The following is an 18,358-nucleotide window of genomic DNA, read 5'->3' as shown; positions in this document are numbered from 1 at the left end:
TTCAAGATGCGGTGTCGCATCGAGACATTCCGCCCCTCTCCCCCAACCCCTCTCCCGCGCGCGGGAGAGGGGAAAAAGGCATCAGCCCTGCAAGACGCCGAGAAACGCCGGCAGCGCGTAGGGCTTGCGCAGCGTGACCGCGTTTGGCAAGGCGGCACGCTGCACGGGCGTGAGCACCACGTCGTAGCCGCTCACGAAGATCACCCGCAGCGCCGGTTGCAGCCGGCAGGCATCCATCGCCAGGTCCACGCCCGAGGCGCCGGACAGGCCCACATCGGTCAGCAGCACATCGACCGGCCCTTCGCGCAGCACGGCCATCGCTTCGGCATCGGTGCTCGCTTCCACCACACTTAGTCCGAACGTCCGCATCAGCTCCGCGGTGCTGGCGCGCACCAGCGCGTCGTCCTCGACGAAGAGGATGCGTTGCGGTGCCAGTTGCACCACGGGTGGCATCTCCGGCATCGCCAGTTCCGGCGAACCCAGTGCCTCCGCCGGCGCCGGCCCCAGTTCGGCCCCGCCGCTCACCAGCACGTGGCGCACCTTGCGCGCGAGCGCTTCGCGCGTGTACGGCTTGCTGAGCAGTTCGATGCCCTCGTCGAGCCGCCCGCTGTGGACGATGGCGTTGTCCGTATAGCCCGAGGTGAACAGCACCGCGATGCCGGGCAGCCGCTCGCGCACCTTGCGCGCCATTTCCGTGCTGCGCAGCGGGCCGGGCATGACCACGTCGCTGAACAGCAGGTCCACCGGCACGCCGCTTTCGACGATGGCCAGCGCGCTCAGCGCGTCGCGCGCCTTCAGCACGCGGTAGCCCAGGCTGGCCAGCATCTCCACCACGGTCGCGCGGACGTCCTCGTCATCCTCCACCACCAGCACGGTCTCCGTGCCGCCGCCCGCCGGGCCGGCCTCGACATCGGTCTCGAGGTCTTCCTCCTCGCGCACGCGCGGCAGGTAAAGCCGCACCGTGGTGCCCTGCCCCGACTCGCTGTAGATCTTCACATGCCCGCCGGACTGCCTGACGAAGCCGTACACCATGCTCAGGCCCAGCCCGGTGCCCTGCCCCTCGGGCTTGGTGGTGAAGAACGGCTCGAACACCTGCGCCTGGATCTCGGGCGACATGCCCGTGCCGGTATCGGTCACCGCCACCATCACATACTGGCCGCGCGCCACGTCGGCATTGCGGCGCGCGTAGTCATCGTCAAGCACCGCGTTGCCGGCCTCGATGGTCAGCCGGCCGTGGCCGCTCATCGCGTCCCGCGCGTTGATCGCCAGGTTCAGCAGCGCGTTTTCCACCTGGAACGGGTCCACCAGCGTATTCCACAGGCCGCCCGCCACCACGGTCTCGATCTCGATGCCATCGCCGAGCGCCCGCCGCAGCATGTCGTCCAGCCCGCGGATAAAGCGGCCCAGGTTCACCACCTTCGGCGCCAGCGGCTGGCGCCGGCCGAAGGCCAGCAGTTGGGACGCCAGCTTGGCCCCGCGCGCCACCCCGGCCAGCGCGTTGCGCACGCGTGCCTCGGGGCGCTCGTTGCCGGACACATCGCGCGCCAGCAGTTGCAGGTTGCCGCCAATCACCTGGAGCAGGTTGTTGAAGTCGTGCGCCACGCCGCCGGTCAGCTTGCCGATGGCTTCCATCTTCTGCGCCATGCGCAGCGCCTCGTCGGCATGGCGCAGCGCCTCGGCCGCTTCCTTGTCGCTGGTGACGTCGCGGCCCACGCCGTGGATGCGGCCCGTGGCGGGGTCCACCGTGAGCGTCCACGCCACCCAGCGCAGCCCGCCATCGGCCCGCGCCATGCGGCATTCGTAGCGCACCGCCGTGCCATCGTGGCGCAGCGCTATCATCTGCTCGGTCACGGCCACGAGGTCGTCCGGGTGGACGAAAGCCATGCACGAGCGGCCCAGCAGCGCGCTGTCCGCATAGCCGAGCGTGCGCCGCCAGGACGGGCTGAAGCGCTCCAGCACGCCGTCGAAGCTGGCCACCATCAACAGGTCTTCGCTCAGTTCCCAGAGGCGGTCCCGGTCTGCCACGGTCTCCGCTACGCGGCGTTCGAGCGAGTCGTTCAGCTCGCGCAGCGCCTCCTGCGCCCGGGTGCGCATGGCGATTTCCTCGCGCAGGCGGCGTTCGGTGGTGCGGCGCAGGTGCGACAACTGGAGATTGCTGGCCACACGCGCCAGCAACTCGCGCGAGGTGAACGGCTTGGTCAGGTAGTCGTCCGCGCCGGTGGCCAGGCCGCTGACGCGCGCTTCCTCGCCCGCGCGGGCGGAGAGCAGCACCACGGGGGTCTCGCGCAGCGCCGCGTCGGCGCGCACGGCCTGCACCAGGCCGAAGCCGTCCAGGCGCGGCATCATCACGTCCGAGACGATCAGATCCGGCGCGCGCGTGCGGGCCATGTCCAGCGCCTCCTGGCCATCGGCGGCCACCTCCACCGTGTGGCCGGCCCCGCCCAGGATGCGGCGCATGTATTCGCGCAGGTCGGCGTTGTCATCGACGATCATCACATGTCCGCGCACCGCGCCGGGCACCGCTTCCTGCGGGGGGGTGAGCATGGCGAGCGCCGCAGCCGGCATCACCTCCGCCTCGGGGGTCCAGCGCCGCGCGGCTTCCACGTAGGCCAGCGCCTGCTGGCTGGCGTGGGTCGACAGGTTTGACGCAGCCCCGGGCGCGGCGGGCTGCGGCGCGGCCGCCCGGGCCGTGCGCGGCAGGGTGACCACGAAGCGCGTGCCTTCGCCCACCTCGCTTTCCACGCGGATCACGCCGTCGTGCAGGCGCACCAGTTCCAGTACCAGCGCCAGGCCGATGCCGCTGCCCTCGATCGACCGGCCCACGGCGCCGGACACCCGGTGGAAACGCTCGAACAGCCGGGGCAGTTCATCCCCCGCAATGCCGATGCCGGTGTCGCGGATGCTCAGTTCCACGCCGCCGTCCTCCGCCTCGCGCACCGCCACCGCAATCGCCCCGGTGTAGGTGAACTTGAACGCGTTGGAGAGCAGGTTCAGGACGATGGTCTCCCACATGTCGCGGTCCACCGCCACCGGGAAGCCCAGCGGCGCGCATTCCACCACCAGCTGCAGGCCGGCGCCCTCGATGGCCGAGCGGAACAGCGAGGCCAGTTCGGCCGTGAACGCGGGCAGGTCGGTGGGCTGGGGATGCTTCTGCACCCGGCCGGCCTCGATCCGCGAGAAATCGAGCAGTGCATTGACCAGCTTCAGCAGCCGCAGGCCGTTGCGGTGGGTGATCTCCACCAACTGGCGATCGGCGTCGTCAGGGCCGGCGGTCTCGTCCGCACGGTTCAGCAGTTCCTCGAGCGGCCCGAGCATCAGCGTCAGCGGCGTGCGGAACTCATGGCTGATATTCGAGAAGAAGGTGGTCTTGGCGCGGTCGATCTCGGCCAGCGCCTCGGCGCGGCGGCGCTCTTCCTCGTAGGCGTGCGCGTAGCTGATGGCCTGGCCGATCTGGCCCGCCACGAGGTCGAGGAAGGCGCGGTAGCGGTCGCCAAACAGCCGGCACGGGTTCAGGCCCACCACCAGCACGCCGCTGCGCGTGGTCTCGCCCGAAGGCGTGACCGGCACCACGGCCGCGTGGCGCGGCGTGAACTGCCAGGCGCCGCCGGGCAGCGTCGCCCCCCCGAAGCGCGTGGACAGGTCTTCCACCAGCATCACCTCGCCCTGCGCCAGCACCTCGGCAAACGGCCAGGGGCCGCCGCCGGTGCGGATCTCGGCCGGCGCGGCCGGATGGCCCACCTCGATGCCATGGTGGCCGCACAGCGTGGCCGTGCCGGCGCCGCGCTCGCCCAGATAGAGCAGCGCGAAGGGAATGTCATAGGGATTGGCGCCCAGCGCGCGCAGGCTCAGCGCGCAGGCTTCGTCCCAGGAACGGGCATTGGTGGCCGACGAGGCCAGTTCGCGCAGCAGCTTCAGCTGGCGCTCGGCCACCACGCGCTCGGTGTCGTCGCTGTTGGCGCAGATGATGCCGCCCGTGCCGCCGTGGTCGTCGGGCACAGGGCTGTAGGAGAAGGTGTAGTAGGTCTCCTCCGGGTAGCCGTTGCGCTCCATGATGAGCAGCTTCTGCTCGACGAAGCTGCCCTCGCTGCCCTCCATGGCCGTGGTCAGCATCGGCCCGATCTCGTGCCAGATCTCGCTCCAGACGCGCTCGGTCGGCTCGCCCAGCGACGCCGGATGCTTGCCGCCGATGATCGCCTTGTACGGGTCGTTATAGAAGAAGCGCAGATCGGCGCCCCAGCCCACCCAGATCGGCTGGCGGGACGTCAGCATGATGCGGATGGCCGTCTTCAGGCTTTGCGGCCACGTCTCGGGCGTGCCCAGCGGCGTGCGCGACCAGTCGAAGTCGCGGATCAGTGCGCCCATCTCCCCGCCACCCGCGAGGAAGGCAGGGGCGATGCCCTCGGCATGCAGCGGCGGCACATTGCCCACCGTGTTCTTCATGGAACCTCCGGATTCCGGCATGTATCTTTTTCTTCACTTTCTCGGCATGCGCCGCATGGTGCATTGTCAGCGTGCGGGCGCTTCTATAGTCTGCCGGGAAACACTGCGTCAGAAAACCACCCTTGCCGACTATGGAAGCCACGGCCTCCCCATACCTGATCGCCATCCTGATCACCGCCATGCTGACCATTATCTGCGTGGCCGTGCACTACGAAGCCCTGCGCCTGATCTCGGCCATGCACCCGCGCCACTGGAGCGGCAAGGTCAACATCGGCGTCATGATCCTGCTCATCATCCTGGCCCACGTGCTGGAAGCCGTGCTGTTCAGCACCGGCTACTGGCTCGGGGCGGACGTGTTCGGTATCGGCGAACTCAAGGGCCTGCACGATCATGGGGCAGCGGCCTATGTCTATTTCTCGCTGGAAACCTTCACCACGCAGAGTATCGGCGACGTCATCCCGATGGGCCAGTTGCGGCTGCTGGCGTCGGTGCAGCCGCTGGTGGGGCTGATGCTGATCGGCTGGTCCACCTCCTTTACGTTCCTGGTGATGCGGCGCGACTGGCGTACGGACGAACTGGCTGACCGCGACTAAGATGCGGCCACGGTGACTGGATGGTAGGCAACGGGGGCCGCCGGTGAAATCGGCGTCCTTCCTACACGCTTGTGGGATTCGAGGAAGTTGCGCGGGCGGCGCACCGGTGAAAAGATGATTTGCCGTCATGCGAACCACAACAATCAACGGGAGGACCCTGACGTGTCCAGACATCCGGAAGCCCACACACCACCGCTGGCCGGGTGGCTCGCCGCGCTGCTGCTCGCGCTGGCCCTGCTGCACGCGCCGGCCGCCCGGGCGCAGACGCCCGCGCCGCTGGCCGAATGGCAGTACTCGGTGGGGGTGCCGCTGGTGGAGATGTTCCAGGGCCAGCCCGAGGGCTGGAAATTCCGGCTCGGCGCGGCCATGACCGTGCGGCCGCGCTACGACGGCGCGCACGACTACTACGTCTTCGGCGGGCCGACCATCGACATCCGCTACGCCGACAAGTTTTTCGCCTCCACCGGCGAAGGGCTGGGCTGGAACATCGTCTCCAATGACCACTGGCGCGCGGGCATCGCCCTGACCTACGACCTGGGCCGCCGCGAGAAGAAGGACCACGACAACCTGGCCGGCATGGGCAATATCGGCATGGCGGCGGAGACCAAGATGTTTGTCGACTACGTGGTGTCGAAGTCGTTCCCGCTGGTGATCCGGGCCAACGCGCGGCGCCAGTTCGGCGGCGCCAACGGCTGGATTGGCGACCTGGGCGCCTATATGCCGCTGCCGGGCAGCTCCGAGAAATTCTTCTGGTTCGCCGGCCCGACCATGACCGTGGCCGACTCGGCCTACATGGGCCGCTGGTTCGGCGTGACGCCCGAGCAGGCGGCACGCTCCGGCCACCCGGAATACCGTGCCAGCGGCGGGATCAAGTCCTATGGCGGCGGCGTCTCGGCCATCTGGTTCATCAACAAGCACTGGTTCGCCACGGCGGACTTCGGGGTATCGGCGCTGGTCGGCGATGCGAAGAACAGCCCGATCGTGCAGCGCACGACCAACCTGACCGGGGATATTTCGGTGGTTTATCAGTTCTGAGCGAGGGGAGGCGCCTGCCCTCTCCCCCGGCCCCTCTCCCGGGGGGAGAGGGGAGGAACACCCTCGGTTTGCTCCCCACTCCCGCCTGCTGGATACGTGGGTTTGCTCCCCTCTCCCGCCTGCGGGAGAGGGGCCGGGGGAGAGGGGCAGCGCGTCAGACGAAGTCAGCCCGCCCGGCGCAGGTAGCCCTCCACCACACTGCGCAGGCCCGGCAGCTTGCCGGTGAAGAAATGCCCGGCGGCCGGCAGGACCACCACCGGCAGTTCCTGCGGCCGGGCCCAGTCGAAGACATTGATCAGCGGCACGCGCTCGTCGCGCTCGCCATGCACCACCAGCGTGTGGGCCGGCACGGGCGGGGTGTCGTAGCGGAGCGTCTCGGACAGCGCGCCAGCCGGCATGCCGGTCAGGATCAGATGCTGGATCGATTCCACAGCCGAATCTCCCGCCTCGGTCAGGCGCGCCACCATCAGCGTCTGCACGAAAGCGCCGAACGAGAACCCGGCCAGCGCCACTGGCAGGCCCGGATATTCGGCCTGCAGATGGCGCAGCACGGCTTCCACATCGGTGGACTCGCCGGGGCCGCCATCGTAGGCCCCTTCGCTCCGCCCCACGCCCCGGTAGTTCGGCCGCATCGTCACGAAACCATGGGCCTGGAGCGTGCGCGCCAGCAGTTGGGGAATCTTGTGCTCGGCGGTGCCGCCCTGCCCCGGGTGGGGGTGCGCGACCACGGCAATGCCAACGGGCGGGCCGGCGGGAGTGTCCAGCAGGGTTTCGATCTGGCCGGCGGGGCCGGCAATGAATAGGGAGGTGGAAGCGGACGTGGTGTAGGCGGAAGACATAAAGCGGGGGCGACGGATGGATGTGCATCCGCAGCATACCCGGTCCCGCCGGGAACGATCAATGGTGCTGACTGGCCTTGACCACCGACGCGATCTCCTGGCGCCGCACGCTGACCACGTCGTCCAGCTCCAGGCCTTCGGCCACGACCAGCATTTCGGCACCGCGCGTGATGGCATGAATCACGCCGTACCACAGCTCCGGTCCGGCCACCGCCGTCAGGCGGACGCTGAACTCGGTTTCCATATCCTGGCTGCAAACCGTCACCAGGTCGCCGACCTCGGGCATGGCGGCCTTCTCCGCCAGCAGGGATTCCCGGGCCGCCACCGTCAGTGGCATCTGCGCAATGCCGCGCGCAAACCTCGCTTGCATGGCTGTCTCTCCTGCGCGTTGTTTTCCCTACAAGAATATATAGGCGTGTCCCGAAAAGGCACGGTAAACCGTCCCGCGCCGGACATAAGCGATGCGGACGCCGCCCCCCGGCGGGTGCCCGGCGCCTTCCCGGCGCCTCTCAGGTGGCGTGTCAGACGGCGCCGGATTGTGCCCTGCGCCATGGCATCCATAATGGAAGGATCATACGATCCAGGAGAACCATCATGCAGACCAACCTCCATGTCGTGCCGCACGGCACCGGTTGGGACGTGATCCATGAGGGCGCCCGCTACGCCGAGTCGCACCATGCCACGCAGGATGAGGCCATCCAGGCCGGCACCGGACTGGCCCGGCGCCAGAAAGTGGAGTTGCTGATCCATGGCGTCGACGGCAAGATCCGCGAACGCGACAGCTACGGCCATGATCCGAGGGAGGTGGCTGGCTAGGTGGGCTGGATGACCCCCTGCGTCCCGCAGCATGCCCGGGGCAGCGTCACGGTGAAGACCGTGGTGCCCGAGGCCGCCGACGAGGCGGCCTCGACGCTTCCGCCGTGCAACGCGGCCAGCTCCCGCGAGATATAGAGCCCCAGGCCCAGCCCCTCGGCGCTGTCTCCGCCGCCCGAGCGGAACGCTTCGAAGACATGCGGCAGGGTCGCCCCATCGATCACGCCGCCATTGGTCACCGTCACCGTCAGGCGCTCGGCGGCCGTGCCGTCCACGGCCACCACCACCGGCACCGCCGGGTCCCCATGATGCAGGGCGTTGCTGACGAGGTTCGACAGCACCTGCGAGATCAGGTCCGGATCGATGGTCGCCAGCGTATCTCCCACGGTTTCCAGTACCACGCGCTCCTTGCCATGAGACGCCTCGCATTCATCGACGATGGCCGCGCAGATCGCGCGCAGGTCTTCCTGGCGCGGCTCCAGCTTGACGCGCCCGCCGTGCAGCCGCGCCACGTGCAGCAGCTGGTCCACCATGCGTGCCATGCGCTGGCTGCTGCGCGAGATGCGGTCGGTGGCCGGCTTGAGCTTCTCCTCGCCCCCGAACCGCCCCAGGAACGACGCCGACGCGATGATCGCCGACAGCGGCGTACGCAGGTCGTGCGCGAGCACCGCCATCAGCATCTCGTTGGTCTTGAGCAGTTGCTGGGCGGTTTCGAGTTGCTCGGCCAGTTGCTGCTTCTGCTGGGCCAATTGCACGAATACATCGACCTTGGCCGCCAGCACGCGCGCGTCGATCGGCTTGAACAGGAAGTCGACCGCGCCGGTGGCGTAGCCGCGGAACGCCCGCGCGCTGTCCTCCCCGGCCGCCGTCAGGAACAGGATGGGGATATGGCTGGTGCGCTTGCTGCCGCGCATCAGTTCGGCCAGTTCGAAGCCGTCCATCTCGGGCATGTGCACATCGAGGATGGCCAGCCCGAAGTCGTGCTCGAGCAGCAGTTCCAGCGCCTGCGCGCCGGAATTGGCGTGGACGATCTGTACATCGGGCTTGGCCAGCACGGCATCGAGGGCCGTGAGGTTGGCGGCGATGTCGTCGACGGCGAGGATCTTGATCGGAGCTTGCATGGTCAGGGTCATTCAGAAAACTGGGCCAGGCGTTGGCCGATTTGTTCCAGTGTCAGCACGCGGTCTGCCGCGCCACGGTCGATGGCCTCCTGCGGCATGGTTTCCACGGCGGCACTGCCGGGCGACTGCACCCACGCCCGGCCACCCGCCGCGCGGATCATCGCCAGGCCGCGCGCGCCATCGTCGTTGGCGCCCGAGAGCAGCACGCCGAGCACCCGGGCGCGCCACGCCACCGCCGCCGACTCGAACAGCACGTCGATGGAAGGCCGCGAGAAACGCACCGGCGGCTCTACGGAGAGCGCCAGTTCGACATCCTCCGGCGCCTCCGGCACCCGCTCCACGAGCAGGTGGTAGTCCGGCGGCGCCAGGTAGACGTGGCCCGGCCGCACCGGCATCTTGTCCTCGGCCTCGCACACGGGCAGCGCGCAGCGCGCGCCGAACAGCTCGGGCAGCAGGCTGGGCTGGTTCGGATGCTGGTGCATCACGATCAGCAGCGCCGGCCGGAAGCCCGCCGGCACCATCGGCAGCAGCACGGACAACGCCTCGACGCCACCGGCCGACGCGCCGATCACCACGGCGTCGCACCCTTGCGTATCCATCAGCCCTGCCATCGCGCCTCCTTCACAGCTTGCGGTACAGCCGCTCGCGCGGCACCAGTGGCTCGAAATCCCCGGCGTGGGCGCTGAAGTGCAGGCTCTCCTTGCTCCCCAGCCCCAGGAAGCCGCGCCGCGCCAGCGCGTCGTGGAACAGGCCGATGGCGCGGTCCTGCAGCGCGCGGTCGAAATAGATCAGCACATTGCGGCACGAAATCAGCTGGGCCTCCTGGAACACGCTGTCGGTGGCCAGGCTGTGGTCGGCAAACACCGACTGGCGGATCAGCCCGGCGCTGAACTTGGCCTTGCCATAGGCTGCATGATAGTAGTCCGAGAGCGAGCGCCGCCCGCCCGCCGCCAGGTAGTTGGCGCCGAACGCCCGCAGGCGCCCCGCATCGTACACACCCGCCCGGGCGATGGCCAGCGCGTCGGGGTTGATGTCCGTGGCGTAGAACACCGTGCGCTCGGCCAGCCCCTCCTCCTCGAACAGGATGGCCAGCGACCACAATTCCTCGCCGCTGCTGCACCCGGCCACCCAGACATTGATCGACGGATAGGTCTGGAGCACCGGCACCACATGCTCGCGGATGGCGCGGAAGTAGGACGGGTCCCGGAACATCTCGCTGACCTGCACCGTCAGGTACTGCAGCATGCGCGCGAACAGTGCCGGGTCGCGCAGCATGCGGTCCTGGAGTTGCGACAGCGTCGCAAAGCCCAGGTCGTGCAGCGCCTGCTGCAACCGCCGCCGCACCGAGGCCCGCGCGTAGTGCCGGAAATCGTGCTGGTACTTGCGGAAGATCGCCTCCAGCAGCAGTTCCAGTTCGATCTCGAAATTGGCGTCGGGCAGCGCCGTCTCGCCGTGATCCACCACCGGCACGGGCAGCGGTAACGACAGCGGCGGCAGCGGCGCGGTGTCCGGGGTCTTCAACTTTCGTGGAGCCATACGCGGCACAGGGACAGCAGTTGATCCACATCAATCGGCTTGGCGATGTAGTCGTTCGCCCCGGCGCGCAGGCACGCCTCGCGGTCGGACGGCATCGCCTTGGCGGTCAGCGCGATGATCGGCAGCCGCCCGTACTCGGGCATCTGGCGGATATGGCGCATGGCCGTGATGCCGTCCATCTCCGGCATCATGATGTCCATCAGGACGAGGTCCACGTCCTTGTGGCGCGCCAGCATGTCCAGCGCCTCGCGCCCGCTGCGGGCGATCTCCACGGTGGCCCCGAGCGGCTCGATCACCTTGGACAGCGCGAAGATGTTGCGCGCGTCGTCCTCCACCAGCAGCAGCTTGCGGCCGTCGAAGGCGTCGTCGCGGCTGCGCGCGGCGCGCAGCATGCGCTGCTGCTCGGGTGGCAACTGGGACTCCACGCTGTGCAGGAACAGCGTCACTTCGTCCAGCAGCCGGTCCGGCGAGCGCGCGCCCTTGATGATGATCGACTTCGAATAGCGGCGCAGGCGCTGCTCGTCCTCGGCCGATAGCTGCCGCCCGGTGTAGACGATGACCGGCGGCATCTGCGCGGCGCCATCGCTGGCCATGTGGGCGAGCAGGTCGTGGCCGGTGCCGTCCGGCAGCACCATGTCCATCACCACGCAGTCGAACGCGGCGCCGGCCAGCGCCTCGCGCGCGCCGGCCACGGTGCCGGCGGTGACGATCTCGGCCTGGACCGATTGCAGCAACGCGCGGATGCTCTCGCGCAGCGCCGGGTCATCCTCGATCACCAGCACGCGGCGCTGGCCCGGCGCCATGCGCGCCTCCAGCCCCCGCATCACCTCGGCCAGCTTGTTGCGCTCGCTCGGCTTGAAGGTGTAGCCGATGGCGCCGCGATGCAGCGCGGCCTCGGCGTGGTCGCTGACCGAGATCAGGTGCGTGGGGATGTGGCGCGTGGCCGGGTCGTGCTTGAGCCAGTCCAGCAGCGTCAGGCCCGACTGGTCCGGCAGCGCCACGTCGAGCAGGATGCCGCAGGGCTGGTGGTGGCGCGCCAGTTCCAGCCCGTGGCTCGACGTGGTGGCGTGGATGCAGTCGAAATCCAGCTCGTGGGCCAGGTCGTAGAGGATGCCGGCGAAGTCGATATCGTCTTCCACGACCAGGATCAGGCGGTTGCCGCGCGTGCGGTGGTCGCGGTCGTCGGCAATCGGCTGCGGATAGCCGGACGGCGATGGGCCCGGCCCGCCTTCGGACGCCTCCGGGGCCGGCACCGGCGCTGCCCGGGCGGCGGGCGAGAGCGGCATGGCCTGTGACGGCGGGGCCTGCACCTGCTCGGGGGCGGCCGGCGGCGTGACCAGCCCGGCCTGCGTGGCGGCATCCGCCACCAGCGTGCGCGGTACGGTCAGCGAGAACACGCTGCCCTGGCCCGGCTCGCTCGCCACGGCAATCACGCCACCCAGCAGCCGCGCCAGCTCGCGCGAGATCGACAAGCCCAGCCCGGTACCGCCGTAGCGGCGGCTGGTGGTGCCGTCGGCCTGCTGGAAGGCCTCGAAAATGACCTGCTGCTTGTCACGCGGAATGCCGATGCCGGTGTCGCGCACCTCGAATCGCATCGCATCGTCGCCCTGCGCGACCAGCGCCAGCGTGACCGAGCCCTTCTCCGTGAACTTGAAGGCATTGGATAGCAGATTCTTGAGGATTTGCTGCAGGCGCTGGCTGTCCGTGACGATGGCGTCAGGCAGGCCCGGCATCCGCTCCACGCGGAAGGCCACGCCCTTCTGCTCGCCCACATGGTCGAACATCTGCGAAATCCGGGCGGTGAAGGCGTCCAGTTCCACCGGCTCCGGCTCGATGGTCAGGTGGCCGGCCTCGATCTTGGAGAGGTCGAGGATGTCGTTGATCAGGTTCAGCAGGTCGGTATTGGCCGCGTGGATGGTGGCCGCGTAGCGGACCTGCTCGCCGGTCAGCGTGCCGTCCTTGTTCTCCTGCAGCAGCTTCGCCAGGATCAGCGCGCTGTTCAGCGGCGTGCGCAGCTCGTGCGACATATTCGCCAGGAACTCGCTCTTGTACTGGTTCGAGCGCTCCAGCGCCCGGGCGTTGGCGGCCAGTTCGGCCTGGAAGGCGAGCATCTCGCGCTTCTGCGTCTCCAGCCGCTGGGTGTGCTCCTCCAGCTGGACGTTGGTCTGTTCGAGTTCCGCCTGCTGGGTTTCCAGCCGCGCCTGGGAGTCCATCAGCGCACGGCCGCGCTCCTCCAGTTCCTCGTTGGAGACGCGCAGCTCCTCCTGCTGGACCTGCAATTCCTCGCTCTGGCGCTGGGTTTCGCCGAGCAGGTGCTCCAGCCGGCCCCGGTAGCTCGCGGCGCGCAGCGTCATGCCGACTGGCTCACCGATGCGCTCAAGCAGTTCCACCACATCGGCAGTCCCGCGCCGGGACGTGATAAAGCCCAGTTCGATCACCCCGACGACCTCGCCCTCGGCGGTCAGCGGCGCGGCCACGATCTCGGTGGGAGTCGTGCGGCCCAGCGCGGAGGCCACCGGCAGGTAGTCGGGCGGCAGCCCGCCCACGGCGATCACCCGGTTCTCGGTCACGGCCTGGCCGGCCAGCGTCTCGCCGGGGGCGAGGGTGGCCGGCGCGCGGTCAGCATCGGCCAATGCCCAGGTGGCCAGCCGGTGCAGGCGGCCGTCGTCGCACTGATAGACCACGCCTACGCGGGCGTCGAGCGCCGACGCCAGCGCACGCACCAGCGCATCGCCGACATTGCCGGCCGATTGCGCCGAGCGCACCTCCTGGTGAATCTTCACCTGGGCCTGCTGCACCCACATCAGCCGCTGGATGGCGCCCTGGCCCACCAGGTAGCGGTAGATCACCACGGCCAGGAACCAGTTCACCAGGAAGCCGATGGACCGGTTGGTGATGGCGATGATGGGCGCGGCGCCGGGCGGCGAGACCACGTAGCCCACCGCCAGCAGCAGCGAACTGACCGCCGCCACGATCAGCGGCAGGCGCGGGTTGTCCGCGTAGATCGACAGGCAAATCGGGATCAGATAGAACAGCCACGCGGCCAGGCCGAGCGGCGTGAACGCATCCGCCGCGAAGACCACGGCAAGCGAGACGGGCACCAGGATCGTGCCAAACAGGAAGCGTTGCAGGGAAGTCGGTTGCATACCGGCAGGATCGATGGGATGAAAGCGGGCGGGCGCGGCGGCAGGCGTCCCGGCCCCCCGCCAGCATGGATGCCGGCCAGGGCGCCTTATCGTACCTTGCGACGGGCGCCGTGGCTGTCGGTGTCGCGCCGACAATTGCTGCACCGCAGCGCCGCTACAATCGGCCGATCGCCGCCTTGCCGGCACCCCCGGATCCGCCAATGTTCCCGGACGACCCCGCCGCCCACGCCTTGGCCCATGTGGCCGCGCGCAGCCACGGCGCGCCGCTGCACCCAGACTGGCGCGTCACGCTCAATTTCCACCCGGACCGGCTCCACGCCGGCGTGCCGCTGCTCGCGGCCATGGCCGCCGACGGCGTCTATCGCTCCCAGTTCGAGACCGGCACCAGCAACGGCGGGCTGACCGCCCACCCCGGCGGGGACCGCTGGCACTGGGAAAGCCGGATGTTCGGCCAGGCCTACGACGCCGCGCCGCCAGCCGACCGCCCCAAGTACGGCGCGCTCAACCATCGCCATCGGCCCGAAGGGGGCTCGCCGCGCTTCGGCGCCTGCCACCTGCGGCTGGCGGCGGACGTGCTGGCGCGGACCACCTTCTGTTACCCGGACAGCGTGTTCGATCCGGTGCATTTCGGCGTGGCCGGACGGCTGGATCTGGTAGACCGGCTACATGCCGCGCCGCCGGACGATCCGCTCGACCACTATATAGAAGCGCATGTGCACGGCCCGCTGCGGCTGGCGCGCGACGTGGAGGCGCTCGTGCTCGATCCGTCGTTCCGGGGCACCGAGACCGAGACGCTGGCCCGCGCCCTGCCCTGCGCCGTCGAATGGCACGCGGGATTCTCGGCGAATGCCGATGACTTGCGGGCCGAACGCGACTATCGCGACTATCGCGGCGCCCACATCGCCGAACTGGCCACGACGCTGGCCGGGAGTGAGCCGCTCACCCCGGCCCGGATCGGCGCAGCCGCCCGCGCGGGCCGCCACGATCCCCAGTTGCTGAAGAAGGTCTGGCACTGCCTGGCGCGCTTCGGGAATCGGAATTAGTCACATCACCAGCAGCACCACCCCGCAGATACCCAGCGCCGCCGTCCAGATCCAGTCGAGATTGACCCAGCCGGTCCGCAGGAAGGCCACGCCGACGCGGTCGTAGACCAGCAGCGCCACGGCGCAGATGGCGGCGAGCATCGTTGCCGTGTGCAGGCCCAGCGCCAGCATGGCCGGGCCGAGCGCGTCGGCGGCGTCGAACTGGGTGGCGCCCGGCGTGGCGCAGATCGGCATCAGCGCCGGCACCAGCATCAGCCCGGCCCCGTGCATGCCGGCCATCAGGAACGACCACGCCGCCAGCCCCAGCATGCCAGCCCGCATGCCCACGCGCGGCCGCATGCGGTGCCCGCGCACCATGTGCCAGATCGCCCAACCCAGCAGCACCGCCCCGGCCACCCGCGCGAAGCCGGTGTGCGGCAGCACGCTGCCCAGCCAGAGTGCCACGCCCACGGCCAGCGCCACCGCCGCCGCGTGGCCGAGCGCAATCGGCACCAGCGACCACAGCACCACGCGGCGCTGGCCCCGATGCAGGCCCAGCGCCACGGCGAACAGCCATCCCATGGCCGGGTTCAGGCCGTGGAACAGGCCCAGCGCGGCAATCGTCAGCCAGGGCCACCAGGCAGTCCATGTCGCCGCCCAGGTTGGCGTCCACGTCAGCATGCGCGGCCCCCGCGAAGGCTAGGGAAAGCAGTAGGAATCCGAGGAGCAGTCGCCGCCCTGCAGGCGCACCTGGTGCGGACGATGGCTCTTGGGCCAATCGAGGAAGAAGCGCGGATCGAAGGCGATGCCCCCGTCGGGCGCGGCATCGAGCTTGACCATCCAGCCGTCCAGCCCCTCGGGGTAGAACTGCGGATCGACCGCGCCATAGAGAGAATTGGTGAAATAGACGCGCCGGCCGTCCCGGCTGACCTCCACCATCTGCGGGCCGCCGTTCAGGCTGCGGCCCGGCGCGCCCGGATGCCCGGCCCGCGAGACGATGCCGCCGATCCGCACCTTGCCGGTCAGCTTCGGGGCGAAGGGGTCGGAGACGTCGTACTGGAGCAAATCCCCTGTGCCCCAGCAGGACACGTAGAGGAAACGGTCGTCCATCGACAGGTCGATGTCCGTGACCAGCGGCGGCACCGCGCCAAACCCCTTGAGCATCGGCGGAAGCTGGTCCGGGTCGGCCGGCTCGGCGGGGATGTCGATGATCTTCTTCACCGCCCATTTGTCGCCATCGCGGTACCAGGTCCAGATCGACGAGGACAGGTCCTTCAGGCACAGCACGCAGTTGACGAAGCCGTACGCCTTGGTCGGGTCGTGCGCGGGGCGCAGTTCGAAGACCAGCTGGTAGTCCGGGCCGAAATCGATCTCCTGAAGATGCTTGCGCCCCGTGAAATCCCAGAAATGGAGCTTCCGGCCGTAGCGCGCGCCGAGCAGGATGTCGGCGACCAGGCCGTCCTCGATCATGTCCGGCGTGCCCCACTCGCTTGTCACGAGCGTGTCATAGCCCAGGTGCCACCATCCGTCATAGGCGAAATGCTGGGGACCGCGCTCCACCTCCCATTGGCCGAGCGGGTCGAAGCTCTGGGCGTCCAGCATGGCGATGCCGCCCGGCCCCTTGCCCTCGGCATTGCCCAGCGCCGTCACATAGATGCCGCCCGGGCCGCAATGCACCGTGTGGGGGCGGCTGTAGCCGGTGCGCTCGGCCAGTTCCTCGGGCTCGATCACCCGGCTGATGACGGGCTGGCGCGGGTCCGGGCCGGTATCGAGGATATAGATACGGGAGGAGCGCAGGCCCGGCACCACGAGGTAGCGCCGTTCCATATGAGGATGCGGCGCGTTGGGACACAGGCAGGACGAGCAGGCATTCCACCCGAAATGATGCAGTTCGTCGCCGGCATGGGTCATGGTCACCTGCCCGACGATCTGCGCGTACGTGGCCGAGTCGGGGTCCACGTCCACCACGGCGATGCCGTCCGGCTGCTGGCGCCCGGGGTCGAACATCGCCACGTAGGCCAGGGTCTCGGGCGGCGCCTTGGCGGCCAGCCGCGGAGACGGGTAAAAGCTCGGGTCGGGCTTCCAGGTGGCCATGATTCGCCTCCGGTGGACTGCGGGCTTGAACTATAGGACATGGCCGGCCCATGTGACGCCCATGATCCTTGGGTTCAGACGGCCTATCCCAAGGTGTTATGGCGGGTATCGACCCTTTCTCTGCACCATAGGCGTTCTCCTAATTTGCTGAAATCGCGGATCGAAAAGACTGACACCTATCGCCTTTATTGATCAATACGATATGACTTGTCGTAGTCGTTCTGCGATAGTGCTTTCAACACCCCCTGCCCACAAAGGAATTGTCATGAACAAGCTTACGACCGCTTTCGGCGCGCCCGTCGTCGATAACCAGAACATTCAGACCGCTGGTCCGCGCGGACCGGCCCTGTTGCAGGACGTATGGTTCCTGGAAAAGCTGGCCCACTTCGACCGCGAGGTCATCCCCGAGCGCCGCATGCACGCCAAGGGCTCGGGCGCCTATGGCACGTTCACGGTCACGCATGACATCACCCAGTACACGCGCGCCAAGCTGTTCTCCGAAATCGGCAAGAAAACCGAGCTGTTCCTGCGCTTCTCGTCGGTGGCTGGCGAGCGCGGCGCGGCCGATGCCGAGCGGGATATCCGTGGTTTCGCGATGAAGTTCTATACCGAGGAAGGCAACTGGGATCTGGTGGGCAACAACACCCCGGTCTTCTTCCTGCGTGACCCGCTGAAGTTCCCCGACCTGAACCACGCCGTCAAGCGCGACCCGCGCACCGGCCTGCGCAGCGCCGACAACAACTGGGACTTCTGGACCGGCCTGCCCGAGGCGCTGCACCAGGTCACCATCGTCATGAGCGATCGCGGCATCCCCAGTTCGTGGCGCCACATGCATGGCTTCGGCAGCCATACCTACAGCTTCATCAACGCCAACTATGAGCGCCACTGGGTGAAGTTCCACTTCCGGACGGAGCAGGGCATCCAGAACCTGACCGACGCCGAAGCCGCCGAGGTGACTGGCCGCGACCGCGAGCACCACCAGCGCGACCTGTACGAATCCATCGAGCGTGGCGAGTTCCCGCGCTGGAAGCTGTACATCCAGATCATGACGGAAGCCGAGGCGGGCAAGTACCGCGTCAACCCGTTCGACCTGACCAAGATCTGGTCGAAGAAGGACTTCCCGCTGATCGAAGTGGGCGTGATGGAGCTGAACCGCAACCCCGAGAACCATTTCGCCGAGGTGGAGCAGGCCGCGTTCGCGCCGTCGACCATCGTGCCGGGGATCGGCTTCTCGCCGGACAAGATGCTGCAGGGCCGCCTGTTCTCGTATGGCGACACCCAGCGCTACCGCCTGGGCGTGAACCATTCGATGATCCCGGTCAACTCGCCGAAGGCCGCCAAGTTCGTGAACAGCTATCACCGCGACGGCCGCATGCGCATCGACGACAACCAGGGCGGCAAGACCTCCTACGAGCCGAACACGCGCGGCGAGTGGGTGGAGCAGCCGGACTTCCGCGAGCCGCCGCTGACGCTGGAAGGCACCGCCGACCACTGGAACCATCGTGTGGACGACGACTACTTCTCGCAGCCGGGCGACCTGTTCCGACTGATGACGCCGGCCCAGCAGCAGGTGCTGTTCGATAACACGGCCCGCGCCATCAAGGGCGTGTCGCGCCATATCCAGCAGCGCCATATCGAGCACTGCACCAAGGCCGACCCGGCCTACGGCCATGGCGTGGCGGCTGCGATCGAGCGGATCGAAGGCCAGAAGTAAGCGCT

Annotated in this window: 14 protein-coding genes; 5 read left to right on the top strand and 9 right to left on the bottom strand. The window is 68.6% G+C overall.

What is annotated here, in order from left to right; genetic code table 11:
• Positions 1 to 81: 81 nt before the first annotated feature.
• Positions 82 to 4,440: a response regulator gene (locus tag AC1DFU_RS05340; protein ID WP_441591308.1), complete on the bottom strand. Its 4,359-nt coding sequence runs from the start codon at positions 4,438 to 4,440 to the stop codon at positions 82 to 84.
• A 131-nt stretch (positions 4,441 to 4,571) separates the two neighbouring features.
• Between AC1DFU_RS05340 and AC1DFU_RS05335 the strand changes: the two genes are divergently transcribed.
• Positions 4,572 to 5,033, top strand: coding sequence for an ion channel (locus AC1DFU_RS05335; RefSeq protein ID WP_441591373.1), 462 nt, complete (start codon positions 4,572 to 4,574; stop codon positions 5,031 to 5,033).
• 114 nt (positions 5,034 to 5,147) lie between these two features.
• On the top strand, positions 5,148 to 6,068 hold the full coding sequence (locus tag AC1DFU_RS05330) for a MipA/OmpV family protein (RefSeq protein WP_092293670.1): 921 nt from the start codon (positions 5,148 to 5,150) through the stop codon (positions 6,066 to 6,068).
• Positions 6,069 to 6,232: 164 nt separating this feature from the next.
• On the opposite strand, the gene AC1DFU_RS05325 is transcribed toward AC1DFU_RS05330, so the two are convergent.
• Complete coding sequence (locus AC1DFU_RS05325) at positions 6,233 to 6,907, bottom strand: alpha/beta hydrolase (RefSeq protein ID WP_441591307.1); 675 nt, start codon at positions 6,905 to 6,907, stop codon at positions 6,233 to 6,235.
• Positions 6,908 to 6,965: 58 nt separating this feature from the next.
• Positions 6,966 to 7,277, bottom strand: coding sequence for a hypothetical protein (locus tag AC1DFU_RS05320; RefSeq protein ID WP_092293674.1), 312 nt, complete (start codon positions 7,275 to 7,277; stop codon positions 6,966 to 6,968).
• Between the two features lie 224 nt (positions 7,278 to 7,501).
• Here AC1DFU_RS05320 and AC1DFU_RS05315 point away from each other — a divergent pair, with 224 nt between their 5' ends.
• On the top strand, positions 7,502 to 7,723 hold the full coding sequence (locus AC1DFU_RS05315) for a DUF2188 domain-containing protein (protein ID WP_441591306.1): 222 nt from the start codon (positions 7,502 to 7,504) through the stop codon (positions 7,721 to 7,723).
• Here the strand turns inward: AC1DFU_RS05315 and AC1DFU_RS05310 are convergent.
• The 4 genes from AC1DFU_RS05310 to AC1DFU_RS05295 are packed head-to-tail and all read right to left on the bottom strand — an operon-like array spanning position 7,720 to position 13,523.
• A complete protein-coding gene (locus AC1DFU_RS05310; RefSeq protein WP_441591305.1) occupies positions 7,720 to 8,841 on the bottom strand; it encodes a hybrid sensor histidine kinase/response regulator in 1,122 nt (373 codons plus the stop codon). The genes AC1DFU_RS05315 and AC1DFU_RS05310 overlap by 4 nt on opposite strands.
• An 8-nt stretch (positions 8,842 to 8,849) precedes the next feature.
• A complete protein-coding gene (locus AC1DFU_RS05305; protein ID WP_255370777.1) occupies positions 8,850 to 9,452 on the bottom strand; it encodes a chemotaxis protein CheB in 603 nt (200 codons plus the stop codon).
• Positions 9,453 to 9,462: 10 nt separating this feature from the next.
• Entirely contained in the window at positions 9,463 to 10,362 is a 900-nt protein-coding gene (locus AC1DFU_RS05300; protein WP_255370778.1) for a CheR family methyltransferase, read from the bottom strand.
• The gene (locus AC1DFU_RS05295; protein WP_092293680.1) at positions 10,359 to 13,523 is read right to left on the bottom strand and encodes a response regulator; all 3,165 of its coding nucleotides are present in this window, start codon (positions 13,521 to 13,523) and stop codon (positions 10,359 to 10,361) included. Before AC1DFU_RS05295 ends, AC1DFU_RS05300 begins: the two co-directional genes overlap by 4 nt.
• 200 nt (positions 13,524 to 13,723) lie before the next feature.
• On the opposite strand from AC1DFU_RS05295, the gene AC1DFU_RS05290 reads away from it, so the two are divergent.
• Complete coding sequence (locus AC1DFU_RS05290) at positions 13,724 to 14,566, top strand: DUF3626 domain-containing protein (protein WP_092293682.1); 843 nt, start codon at positions 13,724 to 13,726, stop codon at positions 14,564 to 14,566.
• Here AC1DFU_RS05290 and AC1DFU_RS05285 read toward each other — a convergent pair whose 3' ends face one another.
• On the bottom strand, positions 14,567 to 15,226 hold the full coding sequence (locus tag AC1DFU_RS05285; RefSeq protein ID WP_092293684.1) for a hypothetical protein: 660 nt from the start codon (positions 15,224 to 15,226) through the stop codon (positions 14,567 to 14,569).
• Between the two features lie 18 nt (positions 15,227 to 15,244).
• Positions 15,245 to 16,639 carry a selenium-binding family protein gene (locus tag AC1DFU_RS05280; protein ID WP_441644566.1) on the bottom strand — a complete coding sequence of 465 codons (1,395 nt, stop codon included), beginning with the start codon at positions 16,637 to 16,639 and terminating at the stop codon, positions 15,245 to 15,247.
• Positions 16,640 to 16,904: 265 nt separating this feature from the next.
• Here AC1DFU_RS05280 and AC1DFU_RS05275 point away from each other — a divergent pair, with 265 nt between their 5' ends.
• Complete coding sequence (locus tag AC1DFU_RS05275) at positions 16,905 to 18,353, top strand: catalase (protein WP_441591304.1); 1,449 nt, start codon at positions 16,905 to 16,907, stop codon at positions 18,351 to 18,353.
• Positions 18,354 to 18,358 lie beyond the last annotated feature (5 nt).

The sequence above is a fragment of the Cupriavidus sp. 10L45 genome (assembly GCF_056395225.1).
Note: the sequence above shows the minus strand (reverse complement) of the source record. Positions and strands in the feature narration are given on the sequence as shown.